20 protein-coding genes and 1 pseudogene are annotated in these 21151 nt (G+C 42.2%); 3 read left to right on the forward strand and 18 right to left on the reverse strand.

Going from position 1 to position 21151, the window contains the following annotated elements; translation table 11 throughout:
- Positions 1 to 245: 245 nt before the first annotated feature.
- A complete protein-coding gene (locus AYR53_RS09760; protein ID WP_100071125.1) occupies positions 246 to 1226 on the forward strand; it encodes a DNA/RNA non-specific endonuclease in 981 nt (326 codons plus the stop codon).
- A gap of 172 nt (positions 1227 to 1398) precedes the next feature.
- On the opposite strand, the gene AYR53_RS09765 is transcribed toward AYR53_RS09760, so the two are convergent.
- The 6 genes from AYR53_RS09765 to AYR53_RS09795 all read right to left on the reverse strand — a co-directional run bounded on the left by AYR53_RS09765 (position 1399) and on the right by AYR53_RS09795 (position 5244).
- Positions 1399 to 2445 (reverse strand): zinc-binding dehydrogenase, encoded by a 1047-nt coding sequence (locus AYR53_RS09765; RefSeq protein WP_068281271.1) that lies wholly within the window; start codon positions 2443 to 2445, stop codon positions 1399 to 1401.
- A 153-nt stretch (positions 2446 to 2598) separates the two neighbouring features.
- Positions 2599 to 3204 carry an NAD(P)H-binding protein gene (locus AYR53_RS09770; RefSeq protein ID WP_068280470.1) on the reverse strand — a complete coding sequence of 202 codons (606 nt, stop codon included), beginning with the start codon at positions 3202 to 3204 and terminating at the stop codon, positions 2599 to 2601.
- Between the two features lie 85 nt (positions 3205 to 3289).
- Positions 3290 to 3565, reverse strand: a complete 276-nt coding sequence (locus tag AYR53_RS09775; protein WP_068280467.1) for a cyclophilin-like fold protein — start codon at positions 3563 to 3565, stop codon at positions 3290 to 3292.
- Positions 3566 to 3667: 102 nt separating this feature from the next.
- A complete protein-coding gene (locus tag AYR53_RS09780) occupies positions 3668 to 4225 on the reverse strand; it encodes a DapH/DapD/GlmU-related protein (RefSeq protein WP_068280464.1) in 558 nt (185 codons plus the stop codon).
- A gap of 20 nt (positions 4226 to 4245) precedes the next feature.
- On the reverse strand, positions 4246 to 4686 hold the full coding sequence (locus tag AYR53_RS09785) for a nuclear transport factor 2 family protein (protein ID WP_082920466.1): 441 nt from the start codon (positions 4684 to 4686) through the stop codon (positions 4246 to 4248).
- Positions 4687 to 5034: 348 nt separating this feature from the next.
- A complete protein-coding gene (locus tag AYR53_RS09795) occupies positions 5035 to 5244 on the reverse strand; it encodes a hypothetical protein (RefSeq protein ID WP_068223930.1) in 210 nt (69 codons plus the stop codon).
- Positions 5245 to 5349: 105 nt separating this feature from the next.
- On the opposite strand from AYR53_RS09795, the gene AYR53_RS09800 reads away from it, so the two are divergent.
- Complete coding sequence (locus tag AYR53_RS09800) at positions 5350 to 5784, forward strand: MerR family transcriptional regulator (RefSeq protein ID WP_068280458.1); 435 nt, start codon at positions 5350 to 5352, stop codon at positions 5782 to 5784.
- Positions 5785 to 5854: 70 nt separating this feature from the next.
- Here AYR53_RS09800 and AYR53_RS09805 read toward each other — a convergent pair.
- The 5 genes and pseudogenes from AYR53_RS09805 to AYR53_RS09825 all read right to left on the reverse strand — a co-directional run bounded on the left by AYR53_RS09805 (position 5855) and on the right by AYR53_RS09825 (position 10543).
- Positions 5855 to 6262, reverse strand: a pseudogene (locus tag AYR53_RS09805) (cupin domain-containing protein).
- A 38-nt stretch (positions 6263 to 6300) separates the two neighbouring features.
- Positions 6301 to 6657: a MerR family transcriptional regulator gene (locus AYR53_RS09810; protein WP_068280455.1), complete on the reverse strand. Its 357-nt coding sequence runs from the start codon at positions 6655 to 6657 to the stop codon at positions 6301 to 6303.
- A gap of 38 nt (positions 6658 to 6695) precedes the next feature.
- Positions 6696 to 8060 carry an MFS transporter gene (locus AYR53_RS09815; RefSeq protein ID WP_068280452.1) on the reverse strand — a complete coding sequence of 455 codons (1365 nt, stop codon included), beginning with the start codon at positions 8058 to 8060 and terminating at the stop codon, positions 6696 to 6698.
- Positions 8061 to 8746: 686 nt separating this feature from the next.
- Positions 8747 to 10180 (reverse strand): signal recognition particle protein, encoded by a 1434-nt coding sequence (gene ffh, locus AYR53_RS09820; protein WP_068223918.1) that lies wholly within the window; start codon positions 10178 to 10180, stop codon positions 8747 to 8749.
- 21 nt (positions 10181 to 10201) lie between these two features.
- Positions 10202 to 10543 (reverse strand): putative DNA-binding protein, encoded by a 342-nt coding sequence (locus AYR53_RS09825; RefSeq protein ID WP_068223916.1) that lies wholly within the window; start codon positions 10541 to 10543, stop codon positions 10202 to 10204.
- 204 nt (positions 10544 to 10747) lie between these two features.
- On the opposite strand from AYR53_RS09825, the gene AYR53_RS09830 reads away from it, so the two are divergent.
- Positions 10748 to 11074: a hypothetical protein gene (locus AYR53_RS09830; RefSeq protein ID WP_068223914.1), complete on the forward strand. Its 327-nt coding sequence runs from the start codon at positions 10748 to 10750 to the stop codon at positions 11072 to 11074.
- A 105-nt stretch (positions 11075 to 11179) separates the two neighbouring features.
- Here the strand turns inward: AYR53_RS09830 and ftsY are convergent, their stop codons facing one another.
- The 7 genes from ftsY to recG form a co-directional block, all read right to left on the reverse strand.
- Entirely contained in the window at positions 11180 to 12196 is a 1017-nt protein-coding gene (gene ftsY, locus AYR53_RS09835) for a signal recognition particle-docking protein FtsY (RefSeq protein WP_068223911.1), read from the reverse strand.
- A 16-nt stretch (positions 12197 to 12212) separates the two neighbouring features.
- Positions 12213 to 13019 carry a Cof-type HAD-IIB family hydrolase gene (locus AYR53_RS09840; RefSeq protein WP_068280450.1) on the reverse strand — a complete coding sequence of 269 codons (807 nt, stop codon included), beginning with the start codon at positions 13017 to 13019 and terminating at the stop codon, positions 12213 to 12215.
- Positions 13016 to 16570, reverse strand: a complete 3555-nt coding sequence (gene smc, locus AYR53_RS09845) for a chromosome segregation protein SMC (protein ID WP_068280447.1) — start codon at positions 16568 to 16570, stop codon at positions 13016 to 13018. The genes AYR53_RS09840 and smc overlap by 4 nt, the downstream gene beginning before the upstream one ends.
- Positions 16571 to 16584: 14 nt before the next feature.
- Positions 16585 to 17283 (reverse strand): ribonuclease III, encoded by a 699-nt coding sequence (rnc, locus tag AYR53_RS09850; RefSeq protein ID WP_068223903.1) that lies wholly within the window; start codon positions 17281 to 17283, stop codon positions 16585 to 16587.
- Between the two features lie 418 nt (positions 17284 to 17701).
- Entirely contained in the window at positions 17702 to 17944 is a 243-nt protein-coding gene (acpP, locus tag AYR53_RS09855; RefSeq protein WP_068223900.1) for an acyl carrier protein, read from the reverse strand.
- Between the two features lie 126 nt (positions 17945 to 18070).
- Positions 18071 to 19090, reverse strand: coding sequence for a phosphate acyltransferase PlsX (gene plsX / locus AYR53_RS09860; protein ID WP_068280445.1), 1020 nt, complete (start codon positions 19088 to 19090; stop codon positions 18071 to 18073).
- 12 nt (positions 19091 to 19102) lie between these two features.
- On the reverse strand, positions 19103 to 21151 hold the full coding sequence (recG, locus tag AYR53_RS09865) for an ATP-dependent DNA helicase RecG (protein WP_068280443.1): 2049 nt from the start codon (positions 21149 to 21151) through the stop codon (positions 19103 to 19105).

A 21151-nucleotide genomic window follows, 5' to 3' on the forward strand; every position in this document is an offset into this window, starting at 1 on the left:
AATAAATATACCAGTTATTTTGCTATCTGTAAAGAGTTTTTTCTTTACAGATAAAATCAATGTTAATTGCGCGTTTATAATTAAGGTTCTTGCCCCAAAATAGCACTTCTCGCGGATGTTGGCACGACAATTAAACCGGCCGCTAAATAATTATTGCTTAAACCAACAATAATCTTTATCATTTAATAAGTAAACACGTCCAAAGCCTGAGGACGTTAAAAGCTGACTTACTTTGGAGGAATTACATGATGATTCGTAAACCACACCGACAGTGGCCGTTATTGGCCGTTGTTGCCACCTTACTTTCGCTGACGTTTAACGCGACGGCTAGTACAAGCACTCAAGCTGCACCAGCCTCGAATTCTAGCACCGAACAAATTAGTGGTAAAAAGACAAATAAGCAGCTCGCTAATTTAGACTATGCTGGAACTCAAACGATTGACATTAACGACAGTCACCCTACTTTTTCTAAAAAGACGTTGAAAACGAGTAAGGGGGCCTGGCAAAAATACGGGCAGTTGGATAAGCTTAATCGACCGACGGCAGCTAACGCAATGTTACAGAAAAGTTTGATGCCAAACGCCAAACGCGAACCACTCACCGTGAACCCCACTGGTTGGCGTAATAAGAAAATTAAAAGTGGTTATCTCTACAATCGCTCACATTTAATCGGTTACCAGCTCACCGGTCAAAATAATAATCCTAAAAATTTGATCACGGGTACCCGCTCCCTAAATAGTCCCGAGATGCTGCGATTTGAAGATGATATTGCCTATTATCTAAAATCCAATCCTAGTGGCTACATTCGTTACCGCGTAACCCCTATTTTCAAAAGCAACGAATTACTGGCCCGCGGTGTCCACATGCAAGCACAATCGATTGGTAGCAATGCCGTTTCTTTCAACGTCTATATTTTCAACATTGAAGATGGGGTAACGCTTAACTATAATGACGGTACTAGCCAAATTAGTGCCAGTGAAGTGGCCACTAGCAGTTCAAGTTCAAGCTCAACTGCTGCCGTCCAAACACCCCAGGCACCCCAAACAACCGAATCGGCCAGTGGCGATGTTACCACCGGAAATCAAGGCGAAATTATTGGTAATCTCAATAGCCACATTTATCACGTTCCAGGTCAATCTGGTTACCACATGAATGCAGCTAACGCGATTTACTTTAATACTGAGGCCGAGGCCCAAGCAGCTGGTTACCGTAAGTCATTACGCTAAATCATTCTATATTAAAAGTCCGCGAAAAATAACTTCGCGGACTTTTTTCTAGCCAATTAATTTACATTTGGCTAATTAAAAAATGAATTTTGACAACAAAAGAGTGGTCCAGTAAGTCACCATGAAATAGCGTCTGAATTTCATTTTTCCAAAAACGCTCTGCTTACTAAAATTAGTCAGATACAACGACCATTGATTTGATTGTTTTACGCTTTTGCATATCTTGATAAGCTTGATTGATATCATTTAAGCGGTAGGTCTTGGTAAAGACACGGCCAGGGTTAATATTGCCATCAAGAACTGCTTTCAGCAAAAATTGTTTATCATAAGTCGTCACAGAAGCGGAACCACCTGCTACTGAAATATTTTGTGCAAAGGTTGAACCCATGGCATGGTTATTGTAGTGTGGTACACCGACGTAACCAATCCGACCACCGTTATGCAATACACCAAGCGCCTGGTCAATCGCTGACTCTGTCCCCACGCATTCAAGCGCAGCATCGGCGCCACCACCAAGCAACGCACGAACCTTAGCAATGCCTTCTTCACCACGTTCTGCGACAACAGCGGTAGCACCTGACTGCAGCGCCATCTGCTGACGATCTTCGTGGCGACTCATGAGAACAATTTGTGAAGCACCACGCATTTTCGCCGCAATAACCGCACACTGACCAACGGCACCGTCACCGATGACAACAACTTTATCACCTCTTTGAACATTGGCACACCGCGCTGCATGATAACCGGTTGGCATCACATCCGCTAAGGTCGTCAGTGAGTTGATCATTCCTTCTGTGTAGTCAGATGGTTGCCCAGGAACCTTGATCAAAGCCCAGTTTGCATACTGGAAACGGATATATTCTGATTGGAAACCGTTAGACCAGTTGGTACCACCTTGATGGCGATCACAAGTCCCATCAAATCCAGCCAGACAAGCATCACATTCACCACAACCATGAGTAAAGGGTGCGATCACAAAGTCGCCCGGTTTCACCGTCGTAATGGCAGAACCCACTTCTTCAACGATACCAAGCGCTTCATGCCCATCATTGACAGAATGAGGTTCTTTATTGTCGCCATGCGCATAAGCCCAGAGATCAGAACCACAGACACACGCCCGAACGACTTTGATGATCACATCATCAGCAGCTTGTAGACTTGGTTTATCAACGTCTTGAACTGTTACTAGACCAGCTTTTTCAAAAATTGCAGATTTCATAATTTTTATACCCAGAACCGCCAACCAAATTGCTTGGCGTTCAATTCCTTTCAAATTTAATAATAATTTGCGCAGCGACCAAAAAGCCACTAAAAATAAGTTTCTACCCCTTTAATTTACCACAAAAGTATCCGCTATTCTTTGTTGTTGCCCTTATTTACGGTTGATGCCTAAACTGTCACGTGCCCCTAACTTAGGATCATGGGTCAGCCGCATAACTAAATCAGCGATACTAACAACGGAAACATCGTGCCCACCAAATGGTTCGCCTTTATGGGTAACTTGATAAGCGGTGTCGTTGCCATTATCAAACCAGCCAGGACGAATAATCGTATAATTTAGATCAGATGCTTCAATCACATCGGCCGCATCGCGATAAGTTTGTAAAACTGGATTAGACGCCAAGTTACCGGAAGCCCCAACTGCTGCTGGGATCTCATTGTAAATACCCATTGAAGTGATAAATAACAATCGTTTAACCCCAACCTCATCCATTGCGGCAACCAGTGATTGCGCCATTGCCCGCAGGTTGCCACTTAAGGCAGCAAAGACAACATCTTGTCCCTTCAACGCATCCTGTAGCGCTGTTTTATCAGTGACACTACCTGCAATTGCGCGTTCACGGTCAGCGTTTAAATTTCCTAAACGTCGCGTATTGCGGGCCATTAGGGTTAACTGATCCGTTGTGTTAGCCAACAAATACTGCCGGGTCGTGCCACCAACTGTACCAGTAGCGCCAATAATTAATACATTTGTCATCATGTAAAACCTCCTAAAATTTTGCTTTGTTTATTTAACTGACTTAACTATAATCCCTTGCAGTAACTGCAAGGCAAGGATTAAATTAATTTTTGTTCAGCACGGCTTTAAATTCAGGCCGTGCTGTACGCAATACTTTGACCAATGCCGCATTTAATTCACCTAAATAAATCATTTTAAACGGTTTGATGTCGGCATCCTGCAACTGAAAAGATAGCACATTCCAGTCTTGATAATAATATAATCCGCCGGCGTGAATCTGCGATGTGTTTGTTACACCGTTTGTTGCCGGCTGTTGGGATAATTTAGCGTAGTACTCAATATCTGCACGCCGTTTTAGCGTTATCGTTTGCGGTAACATTTTTGTAGTGCCACACTAGTATGATTATTTTCAAGCACTAGTGGATATTCCTGGTGGTTAAACGTGATTTTCATGATCACACTGACCTTTCTAGCTAAAAATTTAATCAATTTTTTTGATCACTTTAGCAGGCGTGCCCACAGCAATACTGTTAGCTGGGATATCTTTTGTGACCACGGCACCAGTTCCGATGATCGCATTTTCGCCAATGGTAACACCAGGTAAGACACTAACCCGGGCGCCCAGCCAAGCATTCTTTTTAATATGAATGGCACCAGTTTTGACCACGCGAATATTCTTTGGTTCGTGGTTGACGGTGAATAGGCCCACGCCAGGTCCTAACATAACCCCATTATCGATGGTAATACCGCCTAATGACATCATGGTTAAACTGTGATTAGCGTAAACATTTTCACCTAAATGAACGCTATTAGCACAATCAATGTGCATCGGTGGCGTGAAATAGGTTCCGTTTTGCATTTGGTTAGCCAATAATTCATTTTCCAGGCCGACTAAACGCGTTTTATTTACCGGATCGGTATTATTGATTTCAAAGCAAATATGATCACAACGATCAATTTCGCCGTGCACTTCACTTTGATAATCTGCGTCCCGAATATCGTAAGTTTGACCATTTTGTAAATCTGCAAAAACACTCATACTTAAATCTCCTTTTCTGATCAATACATGCTAGCATCAATGTGCATGATCAACCATTGCCCATTGACCTTATTCAAATGTAATTCTAATTGTAATGGCCACGTGTTCCGTGAGCCATGAATACTGGCGTCAACTTGGCTTTGACCAACTAAAACTGCGTGCTCAGCGGTTAATTCAGTCACCGCAATATGGTCTTCCGTTGACGAAAAATAATGCATTTGGCCACTTTGAATTTCACTAAGCCACTTTTGCTTACTCTGCACCATGCCCGTCATATGAACCAAATGGAAATCATCCGCCAATAAGGCACCTAACTTGTCAATATTACCGGCAACCATAGACTGATTATGCTTACGATACATGTCAACAACACTTTGTTTAGGATCAGTTTGCTTTAATGTTGAAACCAAACCGGGAAATAGATTTTCATGATTTTGTTGTGCCGTTTTGCTAATTGCCATCATCTTGACCTCCAAAATTAGTTAAATTTTTAATTCAAAATAAGCTTATACCCTTGCACTTACTGTAAGGCAACCATTAATTATACTTTTCTGACCAAAATGGCCGATTTACGAATTATTTAGTCACACTATTTTTTTCCGCCAACTAATGAACGCAAAAACTATGGCCCAAAGTACAAATACCAATGTATTGAGCCAGAATAAATTACGAATACTAGCAATGTGCAAGCCATTTTGTAGCAATAAGGCAGTATAAGGTGACAAAGAATCGACCAAGTTATCTGCAATCAGGATCAACGAAGTGGCCAAAGTATTACCATTACCTTCTAAATTCACTGCGTTCAAGATTCATGGGAAAAATAAATGAACGCCGATGATCGTCAACCAAATGACATTGGCTACTGCAATTAACACCATTGCTGACGCTAATGACGTAAAAACCACGACCAAAATACGATCCTGCGGCCAAGTGAATAAACGACCAAATAATAAACCGCTAAGCATTGCACCAAGACTTAACGTCCAAAGTACTTCTTTAATACTGATTAAATTAATCAAACTGTGTGAAACTCTGATTATTAAAAAAATCATAATCAAATTATGCTTAACCAGCTAACATAGTGAGTTACACTTAAGCTATGAAATACTAAATGAGGTGCAAATATGAACATTAAAGAAGCTAGCAATCAAACGGGTGTTTCCTCTGCCGCCATTCGTTACTATGAAAAGGAATTATTGATTCCCGCAATTGATCGTAGTGAAACAGGTAATCGCGAAATCGATGCTCGCATTATTCGCCGGATCAATTTTGTTAAACAGATGCGGGCCGCTGGCATGACCATTGAAAACCTACGGCGTTATATTGAATTATTCGACTCAAAAGAAGATAACGACAAAGAACAAATTGCCTTGTTAGCAGAACAATTAAGCGATATGGAAGAACGACGGGATGATATTCAATCAGCTATTGATCACCTACACTATAAACTAGATCACTATTATGATCATGTCGTTGCATCAGAAAAAGAATTACAAGAACTAGAACGCAAACATGCCGAACAAGTTGCCAAGGCCAATGATGCCGAAGCTAAATTTTAAGTCCCTAGACTAAAGAGAACCGACCACTAAGACACATAATCTTAGTGGTCGGTTCTCTTTAGTTTGGCTATTATTTATCCGCTGCAGCGTACTGCTCATCTGTTATTGGTTCAAGCTCGGCGTTCCCGCTGTAATGGCAATATGAGAAAACCAACTATCTTTTGTTGCGCCGTGCCAGTGTTTAACACCATCATGCGTAACCACAACATCACCAGCAACTAAATGACGCGCTGGCCTATCTGCCTCCTGATACCGGCCCTCACCACCTGTGACTAACAAAATCTGGAATCCATTATGCTGAAGATGCCAGTTATTACGACAACCAGGCTCAAAAGTCACATTACCAACACCACATTAACTTCGGGTCATTAACTAAACCTTGTAAATAACTTTATCCTAAAAAATATTGCGCAAAAGCATCATTTTTAGGTTCCATTTTGAAAATACCATTTCTCACTGCTGTTTCATTTTGACTCATTGTAAACAGCTTCCTTATCTATTTGATCTAGTGTTAGGTCAACTTTCTAATTGACGTAGCTCACATTCCGCAAGACTTTGATTTTCTTGTAGATAATTTACATGTGCTAGCTCTAACTTAAGATCATTACGTTTTTCATCCAATTGAACTAACGTCTGTTTTAAAAGTGTCGTTTGGGCCGCAATTAGCCTTTGCTTCTCATTTTGTAGTTCCGCATAACGCCTCAATTTATCTAAGTTGACCCCAACAGCGTACATTTCATTAATAAATTTCACAAAATCAATAATTTGTCGCTGAGTAAACAGTTTTGAATCGGGTATCAAAGCCGAATTTTGATAGAATTTAAGTTTTGATTTAGAAATTCCAGTTTGAAGACTCAGTGTTTGGCTAGTCATAAAAATCACTCTCCTTCCCACTTTACAATCACGCAGCGTTAGTTATTTTGTTTTTTTGGTACAATCAAAATAATCGTCAAGAGCAATGCAACAATCAGAAATCCAACACCGCCGCGCAAGGCCCAATCAGTCCGTAAAACCAAATTATTTGTTCCAGCCAAGGCTGTCCCCAGTACGACCAGAATAGCCAAGCCCAATGAGCCACCGACTTGATGGGCCACGTTGACGACGCCAGAAGCGGCGCCAGTATCCCGTGGTTCAATATCAGCAATTCCGGCTGTGGTCAGCGGACTTAATGCGGCACCCTGACCAAGACCAATCAAGATCATTGGCAACGCAATCGTTAAAATATAGTTGCCATTAGCACCGGCAAAACTCAGCCAAAACATGCCAATAATGGTCAATATTAAACCACCAACTAAGGTCATGCCGTTACCAAATTTGGCCGTCCAGCGAGAAACTTGCAAGGCGCTGATGAAATTTGCAATCGTCATCGGAAAGAAACCGATCCCAGCTAGTAGTGGTGAAAAACCGTATACCTTTTGTAAGAACTGCGTAATAAAAAACCAAAATGCCATCATCGCGCCTAAAAATAGCATCCGAGCTAAGTAAGCGCCTGTCCGTTCTTTATTCTTAAAAACACGTAATGGCATAATTGGCTGCGCTACTTTAGCTTCACGAAGAACAAATAGCGCTAATAAAATGACTGCTGCAATAATCCAATACCAGGCCGTGTTACTATCTGAGATTAACAAGATTCCGTAAACTAAACTAACCATCCCAACTAGAGAAAGTAGTGAACCGATGCCGTCAAACGAACCTTTTTGTGCTTTAGTCGCGTGTACCGTTTTGCTGGCCCAAATAAACATCACAATGGCGATAGGAACATTAACGAAAAATGCATAACGCCAACTTAATAAACTGGCGAACAACCCACCAATAACTAAACCTAAACTAGCACCGATACCGGCCACGGCCCCATAATCAGCCACCGCACGAATCCGTTTTGGCCCGGCCGGAATACTATCCATTAGTAACGCCAAGGTCGATGGTGCTAATGCTGCCGCACCGGTGCCTTGAAAACCCCGGGCAATGATCAACCAAGTGGCACTATTGGCCAAACCAACCAATAATGACCCAATACCAAAAATCACTAGACCTAAGTTAAAAATTTGTTTACGGCCAATGATGTCGCCTAGCCGACCGCCTAATAATAGTAACCCACCAAAAATAATCGTGTAGGCATTTTGCACCCAAGTCAAATTGGCCGTTGATAAATGTAGATCACTCTGAATATTAGGTAGCGCTGTGATAACCACCGATACATCTAACACCGTCATAAAATAACTGACGAGTACGATCGCTAAAATAGCAAATTCGTATTTAGTAAATTTGTTTTGCATGATTTTTTTGCTCCTCTGTTATGTCTTTATTTTGATCACAAGGAGCAGTATATTAGGTTGAAGTAACTGCAAGGCAAGTCTTTTTCGAAATTTTTTTATCTGCCGCCAATAAAAGTAGTTGTTACATAGGTCTTTAAAAAAATCCGTTTAGAAATCATTTGATTTCTAAACGGATTCTTTTCTAACAATTAATTCATTGATTTCACTTCTAAAAAGCGAATTCTACATTAGTAAAGTGTTCAATTATATCTGTCACGGCCACATTCTAAATTTGACAAGGAGCATCATTAAATATTAAGGAATACTTTATTCGTACTTTCATAACTTTAGTTGGAAACAATATTTTGCAAACTGCCTATTTCAAAAAAAATAACTAAAAAAGTAGGTTCCTGAAGTGAATTCCCACGAAACTTCAAGTAACTTGTTGAGTGGTAAGAACACGGTATTTACTCGGGCTCTTACCACCCAGTTTTGTTTCGCGTGAAATTATAATATTGAAACCAGTTTGATACGGCTATGGTTAATTCCGCCAAAGCAGTAAACTGTTTTTTGGTCATAGTAAAACCCCCAGTATTAGACTAAAATCCAATACTGGGGGTCATTTCAGGCCGCGAAAAATAACTTCGCGGACCTTTTTTCTATCCAATTAGTTTACATCTGGCTAATTAAAATAGGCAGCAATTACCCTATTTACGGCGGCGTAAAGCCTTGATTTGTTTACGCTTATTTTTCTTTTGTTTCCGTACCATCGAATTCATGGCCATTTTACCTAAACGCCCGGACATGCCTTTACCAAACATTTGGTCCATTCCAGAAAAATTACCGTTGGACATCTTACTCATCATTTTCTTGGATTCGTTAAATTGCTTAATCATTCGGTTAACTTCTTGAATCGAGCGGCCTGATCCGGCTGCAATCCGACGCCGGCGACTTGGATTTAATATATCAGGATTAGTTCGTTCTGCCGGTGTCATTGAATAAACGACAGCCTTCATGTGCCCCATCTCTTTAGGCCCCATTTGAACGTTCTCAATTCCGGGCATCTTCGACATCCCCGGAATCATCTTCATGATATCCTGAACGCCACCCATATTCTGCACCTGATCAAGTTGATCAATGAAATCATTGAAGTCAAACGTATTTTCTTGCATTTTTTCAGCAAGTGCAGTGGCTTTTTTCTCATCGTAGTCAGTTTGGGCCTTTTCAATCAAGGTTAGCATATCGCCCATCCCAAGAATTCGGTTAGCCATTCGATCAGGATGGAAAACGTCAAGATCAGTTAGTTTTTCACCTTGGCCGGTAAATTTAATTGGCTTCCCAGTAACGGCACGAATCGAAAGCGCAGCACCACCACGAGTATCACCATCTAATTTAGTTAAGACAACCCCGGTAATCGTTAACTGTTCGTCAAAACTTTTCGCAACGTTAGCGGCATTTTGACCAGTCATCGCGTCAACCGTTAAAAGAATTTCATCAGGTTTAGCAATTTCCTTAATGTCTTGCAATTCCTGCATTAACTTTTCGTCAATTTGTAAACGGCCGGCGGTATCAATAATCACGTAATCATTCTTATCCTCGGCAGCCTTAGCCAAGCCTTGGCGCACAATTTCCCGCGGATCAGTATCAGTTCCCATTTCAAAAACGGGGGCATCAACTTGCCGGGCAACTGTTTGTAACTGATCAATGGCCGCTGGACGGTAAATATCGGCCGCAATAAATAAAGGCCGGGCGTTATCATTCTTCTTTAAATAACCCGCTAACTTAGCCGCCGTCGTTGTTTTACCAGCACCTTGCAGCCCAACCATCATAATGATCGTTGGAATGTGTGCTGATTTATTCAGCGGAACGGCTTCGTCCCCCATAACTTTAGTTAGTTCTTCATCAACAATTTTAACAATTTGCTGTGCTGGCGATAAACTATCTAAAACTTCGGTTCCAACTGCTCGTTCCCGAACGGTCTTAACAAAATCCTTCACAACCCCAAAGTTAACGTCGGCTTCTAATAAGGCCAAACGTATTTCACGCATGGCGTCCTTAACATCACTCTCAGATATCTTACCTTTACGGCGTAATTTACTCATTGCATTTTGTAGCCGTTCAGTCAAACCTTCAAATGCCATAATGTCACCTACTCTTTAAATTTAATCTTCTTCGTCCTTAGCCAAATCATGAACTAATCGTTCTAATTTTGCATCTTTTTGATAATTAGCGTTAACGTACGCAACCAAACGATCCAAAGTCGCATTGCGCACTTTAAAATCGGCCAGTAAATGTAACTTGGCCTCGTAGTCTTCGAGAATCTTTTCCGTCCGCTTAATATTGTCGTAAACGGCCTGCCGACTCACGCTAAACTCTTCAGCAATCTCGCCCAAAGAATAATCGTCAGCGTAATAAAGCTGTAAATAATTATACTGTTTTTTCGTTAAAAGTGACGCGTAAAAATCAAATAGTGAATTAACTCGATCATTTTTTGCAATTTCCATTATATTTTTCTCCAATGACGATCAGTAACTTGTGCCATACTTAATAAGATTACCCTAAATCAACTTTAAAAGTCAATCATAGCCGTAACCGATTTGAAATTAAGGGAACAAAGTAATAAAATTGGTAGCGTTCACAGATTTAGTCTGTTTTTTGACCTAAAGTCTGCTAAAATAAAGGTAATTACATAAAGGAGGTAAACACTAATGGTACCAGTTATTATTTATTGGGGTTCCGTGATTCTTCTTGCCGTTTGGTTGGTTTGGAATGTACTCTTTTCAATCAAGTTCTTAGCAAGTGGTGAACGTGGCAATCTTTGGGGCTTCATGTTACTAAATATTTTCGCACTTATCTTTGGTATTTTAGTTCAATGGGCCTTTGCCGACAATGGTTTTATCAAGTGGGCACTCGCTTCGTCTTCACAAAAAGTCGTTCAAACCCCGTGGTTGTACATCAACAACTGGATTAACGTTGCTTTAATCGTACTTCAATTCTTCTTAGGCTGGATTCGTTCTCCAAAAACAGCTAAATAGAATTTAGATATAAAGGGTTGTTGTTATCCTAATTTGGATAGCAACAACCCTTTTTTTGCGTTGTAAAATTTTTACACTGCAAGCTTAACAAACGACTAATCTCAGTTATTCATTTTCTTTTGCCGGTTCATCCGTAATCAATCCCTTAAACAAGCCATAAACAAACTCATTTGGATCAAAAGCCTGTAAGTCATCAATTTGTTCACCCAAGCCGACTAACTTAACGGGTAGGTGAAGCTCATTGCGAATTGCTAGGACAATACCGCCCTTAGCTGTACCATCTAGTTTAGTTAAAACAAGTCCCGTTACATCGGTGGTTTCTTTAAACTGTTTGGCCTGAATTAAAGCATTTTGACCAGTGGTTGCGTCTAAAACTAACAATACCTCTTGCGGTGCATCCGGAATTTCACGACTAATCACACGTTTGATTTTTTCTAATTCCTTCATCAAGTTAACTTTATTCTGCAAACGACCAGCAGTATCGACCAACAAAACATCAAAGTCTTCATTCTTAGCCTTTTTGACGGCATCAAACACAACTGCCGCCGGGTCACTTTGGGCCTTACCACTGACCACCGGCACGCCCGCACGCTGCCCCCAAACTTCTAATTGCTCAGTTGCAGCCGCCCGAAAGGTATCACCAGCAGCTAACACGACTTTTTTACCGTCTTCTTGGTACTGGTGGGCCAGCTTACCAATTGTGGTGGTTTTACCTGCCCCATTGACCCCAACAAATAAAATCACCGTTGGCCCAGTTGGCGCAAAATTGATGGTATTTTTTTCGTCCTTACCCTCTTCATCATAGATATCAACGAGTTTTTCAACAATCGTCTGTGCAACTTCTTGTTGACTCTTAGCATTACGCAGCTTAACTTCCTCACGAAGTTCATCACTAATTCGGACGGCCATGTCAAAGCCAACATCGGCGCCAATCAAGGTTTCCTCTAAATCATCGAAGAAGGCCTCATCAACTGACCGGAAGTTAGCAAATAGCGCGTTCATTCGTTCGCCAAAAGTTTTACGACTTTTTTCTAATCCTTTGTCGTATTTCGCTTCAGTTTTTGTTTCTTCTTCAGGTTTATTGCCACTAAAGGCATGTTTAATTCGATCAAATAATCCCATTTAAGCATTTCCTTCCTCAATTAAGTTGAAAGTAATCGTCCAGAAATACGGCCACCCCGTCTTGATCATTGGTCAATGTTGTTTGCCCAGCTACGGCCTTAACCGCTGGAATTGCGTTGGCCATGGCCACCCCCACGTTAGCTGCTGCTATCATGGACAAATCATTGGCCTGATCGCCAAACGCCATTAAATTGCCGCGATCCCAACCAAGGTGGGCCAACAAAACATCTAAAGCATTCGCCTTAGTTACTGTCTTAGGTACAAATTCCAGCAAATTAGTTCGGGATGAAGCAACGTTAAATTCTGCCTTTAATTCCTCAGGTAAGCGTGGTACAGCCTGGTTAATCTGCTCTGGCTCCGTTGCTATCACTAGTTTACTATAATCATGCTGCTCCGGCAATTGTGTCGCGGTTGTGGCCACCACTTTCAAATTTGGATTCATTGCTTGATAAAGCGACGCTCCGAAATCAGTGATGTGGTAAACTTGTTCAAAATCCAAAACATCCACTGGCCACTTAACTTGCTGGGCAAAAGTAAACAATGGCTGCATTGTACTCTTGGCCAAGTTAATTTGCAGCAGAGGTGTTTTTTGCATTGTTGCGCGTACCAAGGCACCATTAAAAGTGGAAACAAATTCTCCTGCCTGCATTAAATTAAGCTGTTGTAAGTAGTCCGAAATTGCGTTAATTGCCCGGCCAGTGCAAAGTACAATTTTAAGCCCTTGCTGCTGTAAGCGGTGCAATGTGGCAACTGTTCGCGGACTAATTTGCTTTTGACTATTTAGTAACGTTCCATCTAGGTCCAACGCAATCATTTTAATCATTGCTGTACTACCTCCGTTGCTTCTTTGAGTGAAACTGAAACCATGTGCGACACACCAGATTCCTGCATGGCAACGCCGTACAAAACGTCCATTGCCATCATCGTTCCTTTGCGGTGCGTGATGACAACAAATTGCGTATTTTTATCGTAATGCTGCAAAAAACGACCGAAACGGTCCACATTGGCATCATCTAATGCCGCCTCGACTTCATCCAAAATACATAAAGGTACCGGCCGAACTTTAATAATCGCAAATAATAATGTGATGGCCGTTAAAGCACGCTCCCCACCAGAAAGCAGGCTTAGTTGTTGCAATTTTTTACCTGGTGGCTGTGCGATAATTTCAATGCCCGTCGTTAATAGCTCATGCGGGTCGGTTAACGCAAGCGAAGCCTGACCGCCACCAAACATTTTTGGAAAAGTTTCACTAAAGGCAGCGGCAACTTGGTCAAAGGTTGTTTTAAAACGTTGAATGACTTCTTGATCCATTTCCGTCATCGTAGTTGTTAACTGTTCTTTAGCCGTTAACAAATCCTGCCGTTGTTCATTCAAGAAATCATACCGTTTCTTCAATCGCTCGTATTCAGAAATTGCCCCTAGGTTAACCGTGCCAATATCATCGAGACCCATTTGTAATAATTTGGCCTGCTGACGTAGTTCCGCCGTCGCCGTTGACAAGGCAGCCGCTTCAGCAGCCGCATAACTTAATTCATAGGTTTCCGAAAGTGTGGTTAGCGCGTGATTAATTTGTTGATTAAGATCCGCCACGTTCGCCGTTACCTGCGTTAATTTGGCGTCTTGCTGCTGCACAACTGCCTGTGCGTGATCCAATTGCAACTGTTGCTGTTCTAGCGCCGTAGCAATTGTCGCCCGTTTTTGCTGCTTGGCCGTAATCGCGGTTGTTTGTTGCCCCAGTTGCTGTTCAATTTTAGCCAATTTAGCCTTTACTGAATCTGTCGTCGTGCCAGTTTGGGCAAGCTGCTTAGTCAGTTGTTCCTTTTCTTGCTGTGCCGTACGTAAATCCGAAGCGAAGTCCTCTTTACGTGCTTGGCCTTCACGCTGTTCTTTTTTCAAGTGTTGCAATTGTTCTTTAGCAACCGCCAAACTCGTTTGTGCCGCTTGTCGCTGCTTGGCCGTTTGATTTTGATTAGCCTCATAGGCCGTAAGATCAGTCTGGGCCTGTTGAAGTTGCTTATCAAGCGTTGCCATGGCCGTTACCAACGCGGTCGTCTTAGTCGTGTTAGTGGCCAACTGCTGTTCAACTTGTTTTTTAGTCACAGCCTGTTGTTGCTTTTCGTAAAGACTAGCCTGTTGCTGCTGGGTAAATTGTGCCTGCTGCGTTTTCAACGTCGCAATCGTGGTTGCGGCTGTTGTATTTTGCTTGGTTAAGGTTTGCTGTTGTTGGCGTAAAGTAACTTGTTGTGCTTCTTCTTTTTTCAAAGTAGCCTTGGCCGTTTTTAAGGCGGTCTCTTTATCGTCTAACTGTAATTGCATAGCATGGAGTTTTTCAGCCAACTGGCGCTGTTCCAACTCACGAGCCAGCAAACCACCGCGTTTGGTTGCACCGCCACCAGTCATTGAGCCCCCGGGATTCATAACGTCGCCACTAAGGGAAACAACCCGAATTCGGTGCTGTAATTGATTGGCAATTTGAATCGCAGCCGTAATATCTTTAGCGATAACAATTCGACCCAGTAAATGGCGAATAACTGGCGCAATTCGTTGATCATAGGTGACCAGGTCGGCCGCGATCCCTACAAAACCAGTAACTTGCCGCACTTCAGTTAATTGCGCCTGCGTCAAACCTGCAGCGTGCACAACATCCAAGGGCAAAAAGGTAGCCCTTCCTAATTGCTTTTGTTTTAAAAATTGAATGGCGGCCTTACCGGCACTCTGATTTTCAACAACAACCGATTGTAATTGTCCGCCTAAGGCCGTTTCAATGGCAGTATTATATTTTTCGGGAACTTCCACTAACTCGGCCACTGCTCCGACAATCCCATTAAGTTGACGCCGGTTTTTTAAAACGCCACGAACGCCTGCATAAAAACCGGCGTAATCCTGCTTCATTTCGGCAAAACTAGACTGCTTAGCTTCGGCCTTCTGCATAATTGCCAACGCCTGATACCAATTTTTTTGAGCCTGATCATATTGCTGATTATGCCTTTGGTGCAACTGCGTCAAATCCGTTAACTGTTTTGTTAACGTCTGCTCACGCTCATTGGCCTGTTCAAACGCCTTTTGAGCCGCATCTAATTCTGCAACTACTTTAGCAGCCCGTTGTTGCGCGGCACTGGATTGATTCTGCTGCTTTTTGTTCACCGCATTTTCTTGCGTCAATTGTTTTTGTAGGTAGGCAGCCTCGTTATGCAAAGTTGTTTGTTGCTGCATCTGGTCAATGTATTGATTTCGTAAATTTTCAATTTGTTGTTTCCGCTTGGAGGCACTCAACGAGCCGTCTTGTTGCAGGTCAAGCTGTTTTTCTTGTTGAGCCACTTGTTGCTGTTTTTCCGTTAATAATTGTGTATTACGCGCAACTAGGTCAGTTTGTTCACTTAATTGTTGCTGTTTAGTTGTAATAGTTGTCATTAAATTAGCAACCTTTTCCTGAACAACTTTCCGCCGCTCGCCAGCTAATTGCTGCTGACCACTAACATCAGCCTGTTGCTTGGTCAACGTCAGCCGCTGTTGCTGTAATTGATCCAATTCCAACTCCAATTGCTGTTGTTGCTGCTTTTGCGTTGTTACTTGTTGTGCAAAGGCAGCTTGATTCTGTTTTGCCTGTTCAAGGTTTTCACGCGTCTCCTTGAGCTCAGTCTGCTGTTGTTTTTTTGCCACCACTTGTTCATCAATTTGCCGAACCAAAAGTGTTTTAGTTACTTCGTCCAACTGCTTTTTTTGCGCCAAATAATCCTTGGCCAAACTACTCTGCTCTTTTAATGGCTCCACTTGATCCTTTAATTCCACAATAATATCTGCGACGCGGTTAAGGTTAACCGCGGTTTCATCTAATTGACCAGTGGCTTCATGCTTACGCTGCTTATATTTAACAACCCCAGCGGCCTCCTCGATAATTCCCCGCCGATCCTCTGGTTTACTGTTGAAAACTGCCGCAATTTTTCCCTGGGAAATAATGGAAAAGGATTCTCGCCCAAGGCCAGAATCCATAAATAAATTCACAATATCCTTTAACCGGCAGGGCTTTTGGTTAATATAAAACGCCGAGGTGCCATCCCGGTACAACGAACGCATGACGCTAACTTCCTCGAAACTTGTCTTTAAAGCGTGATCGTGATTACTAAAAGTTAAGGTTACTTCCGCCCGATTAAGTGGCTTACGCGCGCTTGAACCAGCAAAAATCACATCAGGCATCTTGCCACCACGAAGACTCTTCGCCGATTGCTCACCTAGGGCCCAACGAATAGCCTCCGTAATATTACTTTTTCCTGAACCATTAGGCCCAACGATTCCTGTAATTCCAGAATTGAAGTTAATAACGGTTTTATCCGCAAATGATTTAAATCCATTTATTTCTAACGTCTTAAGCTGCACACTTCTGTTCCCCTTTACGCATGACCTAGTAAACGGTCTAACGCCACCTCTGCTGCCACTTGCTCAGCAGCCTTCTTAGTGTGACCTGATCCCGTACCTAATACCTTACTTTTGGCAACAACCTCAACCGTAAATTGTTGGTTATTAGTTGGCATTGCCTCAGCAACTAAATGATAACTAATTTCAACTTCGCCATCTTTTTGTAAATACTCTTGTAAGTTTGTTTTGTGATCCATCACGTATGAAAAGGCCCCTGCTTCAACCTTAGGAAAAACAACCTGCTGCACAAATTTTGTCACAGCGGCTTTACCTTGATCAAGGTAAAGTGAACCAACAAAGCTTTCAAAAATATCACATAGTAGCGAATTGCGGTTACGGGCACCGTTCTTTTCTTCGCCCCTACCCAGTAGAATGTACTGATCAAAGTGACATTCACGCGCAAAAGCACTAAAACTATCCTCACAGACAATTGCAGCCCGTAAGCGGGTTAATTTACCTTCAGGATAATTAGGGTACTTTTTATACAAATAATCGGACACAGTTAGTTCCATTACAGCGTCGCCTAAAAACTCGATCCGCTGGTAATCTTGTAACTGTAACTCAGGGTGCTCGTTAACGTATGAAGACTGGGTAAATGCCTCTTCAAGTAACGCAAGATTATGGTACTCAATACCGAATTTGGCCTTGAGTTCCTTTAAAAATTTTTCGTTCACAATAGTACTCCTTTATTTTTAGTTTCTGAAAACTGCTTAGAAAGTGCCTAGATTCCATTCTGAAATGGCAACTGTCTACCCGCCGGTGTAATATTTGAGCCGCTTAAAACCGCCAGCTCCCGGCGACACTGTCCACAAACCGCTACACCCGCGTAACAATCGATTACCGTTTATGAAGTAGTTGCCACCTGACAACAGAAAGTAGGCCGTTACTAATTTAAACCACAAAACGCTGGCCAGTTGACATTGTGTTATTAAATTGAATTTCCATCCCTTTTCAGATATATCCATTTAAATTATACCGTTCTTCGCTTCAAAATCCTACTCAACAGTAGCCGGGGCAAATAAAAAAGCAAAGGACTTCAACTAATTTAGTGTCCGCACTAAACATAGAATCCTTTGCCTTAATAAAATCGATTTACTTTTGGTGACTTTGAACGTAAGCGACCGCATCGCCCACAGTAACGAGCTTTTCAGCATCGTCATCAGAAATTTCGGCGCCAAAAGTGTCTTCTAATTCTAAGACAAATTCAACAACATCGATTGAATCAGCGTTTAAATCCTTTTTAAAATTTAAATTCATTGTGATCTTATCCGCAGACAGTTCAAAATGATCTTCAATTAATTTGGCAATTTTATCGTAGATCTCTTGATCAGACATGTGCTTTCCTCCTAAGGCCTTAACCTAAAATTAATCGTGTAACCCAAAGCAGCCCTTTAGAAAAATTCTAAATGGCCGAAGTTCATAAGTAGTTTACTGTTTTTCAAACAACTTGTCTAGTCAAACTTATTTATTTTCCGGATGCTTTTCTAATTGATGTTTGCCAAAATAGTCCACTACATCAGTGACAACATTATTTTGCACCATGTCGCGAATTTGACTAACCGTGTAATAGACGGCATCTGGTGAGGCCGTCCCGTGAGTTTTAACCACTGGAGCCTGCAAACCAAGTAATACTGCCCCACCATAGCGCGAGTAATCAAAGGCATCCCGCATCGTATTTAAACTTGGCTTTAACAGGAGCCCACCAAGTTTACCCCGAGTGCCACTAGCCAAGATTGTCTTTTTAAGTAGACGCATAACCGCCATTGCTGTACCTTCAATTGATTTCAAGGCCGCGTTACCAGTAAAACCATCCGTCACAACAACGTCCGCCGCACCGTTTAATAATTCACGGGCCTCAATGTTCCCAATGAAATTCAAATCTGGATTGGCCGCTAGGAGTTGATAGGCCGCTTTATGCACTAAATCGCCTTTTTCAGGTTCCGTGCCATTATTTAATAACGCAATCCGGGGATTATCAATTTGGCGCATATTTTTAGCGTAATAGTTACCTAATACCGCATACTGGTAAAGATTATCTGGTTTTGTATCAGCGTTAGCACCAATATCCAAGATATTGAACTGGCCATCATTCTTAAAATCAGGCAAGGTCGGCATTAAGCCTGGCCGATCAATTCCTTTAATTCGGCCAATAATAAATAACCCAGAGGCCAATAGTGCCCCGGTACTCCCCGCTGAAAAAATTGCGTCAGCTTTGCCCGCCTTAACTGCCTGGGCGGCAACAACCATCGATGCATCCTTCTTACGGCGAACGGCGCGAACTGGCTCCTCAGTATCTAAAATTTCTTCCGTTGTGGGAACAACCGTTAATCTTGTTTCTGATTTGATTTCTGCGCGAATTTTCTTTTCGTCACCGTATAGCTGAAACTCAATATCAGGGAATTTATCCCGGGCACGTTCAACACCTTCAATAATTGTCTTGGGTGCGTTGTCGCCGCCCATCGCATCAACTGCTAATTTCATTATAAACGCCTCTCAATCTAAGTTCTGGTAAGCCTTAGTTTCATGTTCCAAATAGGCCTTCAGTTGTTCATTGGCCGGTAAATCTAAGTTATTATTCGTTAATAATTTTTGTGCTTCTAGTTGTGCCGTCTCTAGAACCGCAAAGTCGGCTACTGGATCACCAACTTTGAATTCCGGCATGCCGGACTGTTTTTCACCAAGAACATCCCCGGGTCCCCGTAATTCTAAATCTTTTTGCGAAACTTTAAACCCATCATTGGTTTCCGTCATGACTTGCATTCGTTCAATTCCAGTTTGATTTTTAGGATCAGCAACCAAAATACAGAAGGAAGCAGCTTTCCCCCGCCCAATTCGACCGCGCAACTGGTGAAGTTGCGATAGGCCAAACCGATCAGCATCAAAAATTAACATGGTTGTTGCATTAGGAACATCGACGCCAACTTCAATTACCGTTGTCGCCACAAGAACTTGAAAATCATTGGCCTTAAAATCGGCCATTACTGACTCTTTTTCATCAGCCTTCATTTGCCCGTGAAGTAGACCAACCTGGTAAGTTGGTTCAAAGGCCAATTGCATGTTCTGGTAGATTTCTTGCGCGTTCTTTAGATCCATACTTTCCGATTCTTCGATTAAGGGTGTAATGACGTAAGCCTGGTTATGCTTGGCCAATTCTTTTTGCATAAAAGTTAGTGCGTTAGGAACCTGGTTACTACGAATCCACGAGGTTTTAATCGGAATTCGCCCGGCCGGCAGCTCGTCAATTGTTGAAACATCCATTTCTCCAAAGGCCGTGATTGCTAAAGTACGCGGGATCGGCGTGGCCGTCATTGCCAAAATATCAGGCCGGTAACCCTTTTCTCGTAAAATCCGCCGCTGATTTACCCCAAAGCGGTGTTGCTCATCAGTAATTGCTAACCCTAAATCGGCAAAATCAACGCCCTTTTGGATTAATGCGTGCGTTCCGATAATCATCTGAACGGTTCCAGCAGCAAGACCAGCTAAAATTTCTTTCCGGACCTTAGTTTTAGTTGAACCAGTTAACAGCACAATTTTGACGTTAAACGGCGCAAATAACTTGGTCAAGTTCTTGTAGTGCTGTTCCGCCAAAATTTCGGTTGGTGCCATCAAGGCCGCCTGCAGTCCAGCAGTAACCGCGGCGTACATCACAATTGCAGCCACGATCGTTTTCCCACTACCAACATCACCTTGCAGTAGTCGATTCATGTGTTTCACTGATTTTAAATCACGACAAATCTCGTTAACAACTCGCTTTTGGGCGTTGGTTAATTCAAACGGTAAGGTCTTAATGAAGGCCCGTAACTTCTGATTATCATAAGCAACCACCATACCCTCTTGCGGCGCCTGTTCACGCTGCTTAACTAACTGCATTGTCATTTGAAATAAAAAGAACTCTTCAAAAATAGCGGTTCGCCGGGCGGCATTTGCCTCTTGCTGTGTTTTTGGAAAATGCATTCCGGCAATTGTCGCTTTTTCAGAAAGTAACCGGTACTTTTGTTGCAACGCAGCCGGAATAATATCACTAATACAATCCTGATAACTTGTAAAAGCATCCCGAATAAGCTTTACCAGCGTACTCTGATGAATATTTTTACTAACACTGTAAATAGACGCAAATGCTGGATTACTAGAGTTTTTAACCGCCAGTACTTTCATACCAGTCAAACTTTTTCGCTTGGCGTCCCACTTGCCATAGATTGCAACCTCGGCGCCGGTCACAAATTTATCCTTAAGCCATGGTTGGTTAAAAAAAGTGACCATGATCACATCGTGCTCAATTAAGAGCCGGACGTTTAACCGATTACGACCGCGGCCAAAACGGCTCACAATTGGGTCGGAGACGACGGTTCCTTTTAACGTTACCTTTTCTTGGTCAGCGGCCTCATTTAGATCAACAACTTTAAGATCTTCATAACGAAAGGGAAAATAATGTAATAAATCGGCGATTGTTGTAATTTTTAATTCGCTAAGAGCCTGCACACGTTTGGGACCAACTCCAGGCAAAACAGCAACGGAATCCTGCAAACTTTTTCCAACAACCAT

Source organism: Loigolactobacillus backii (assembly GCF_001663675.1).
Taxonomy (GTDB): domain Bacteria; phylum Bacillota; class Bacilli; order Lactobacillales; family Lactobacillaceae; genus Loigolactobacillus; species Loigolactobacillus backii.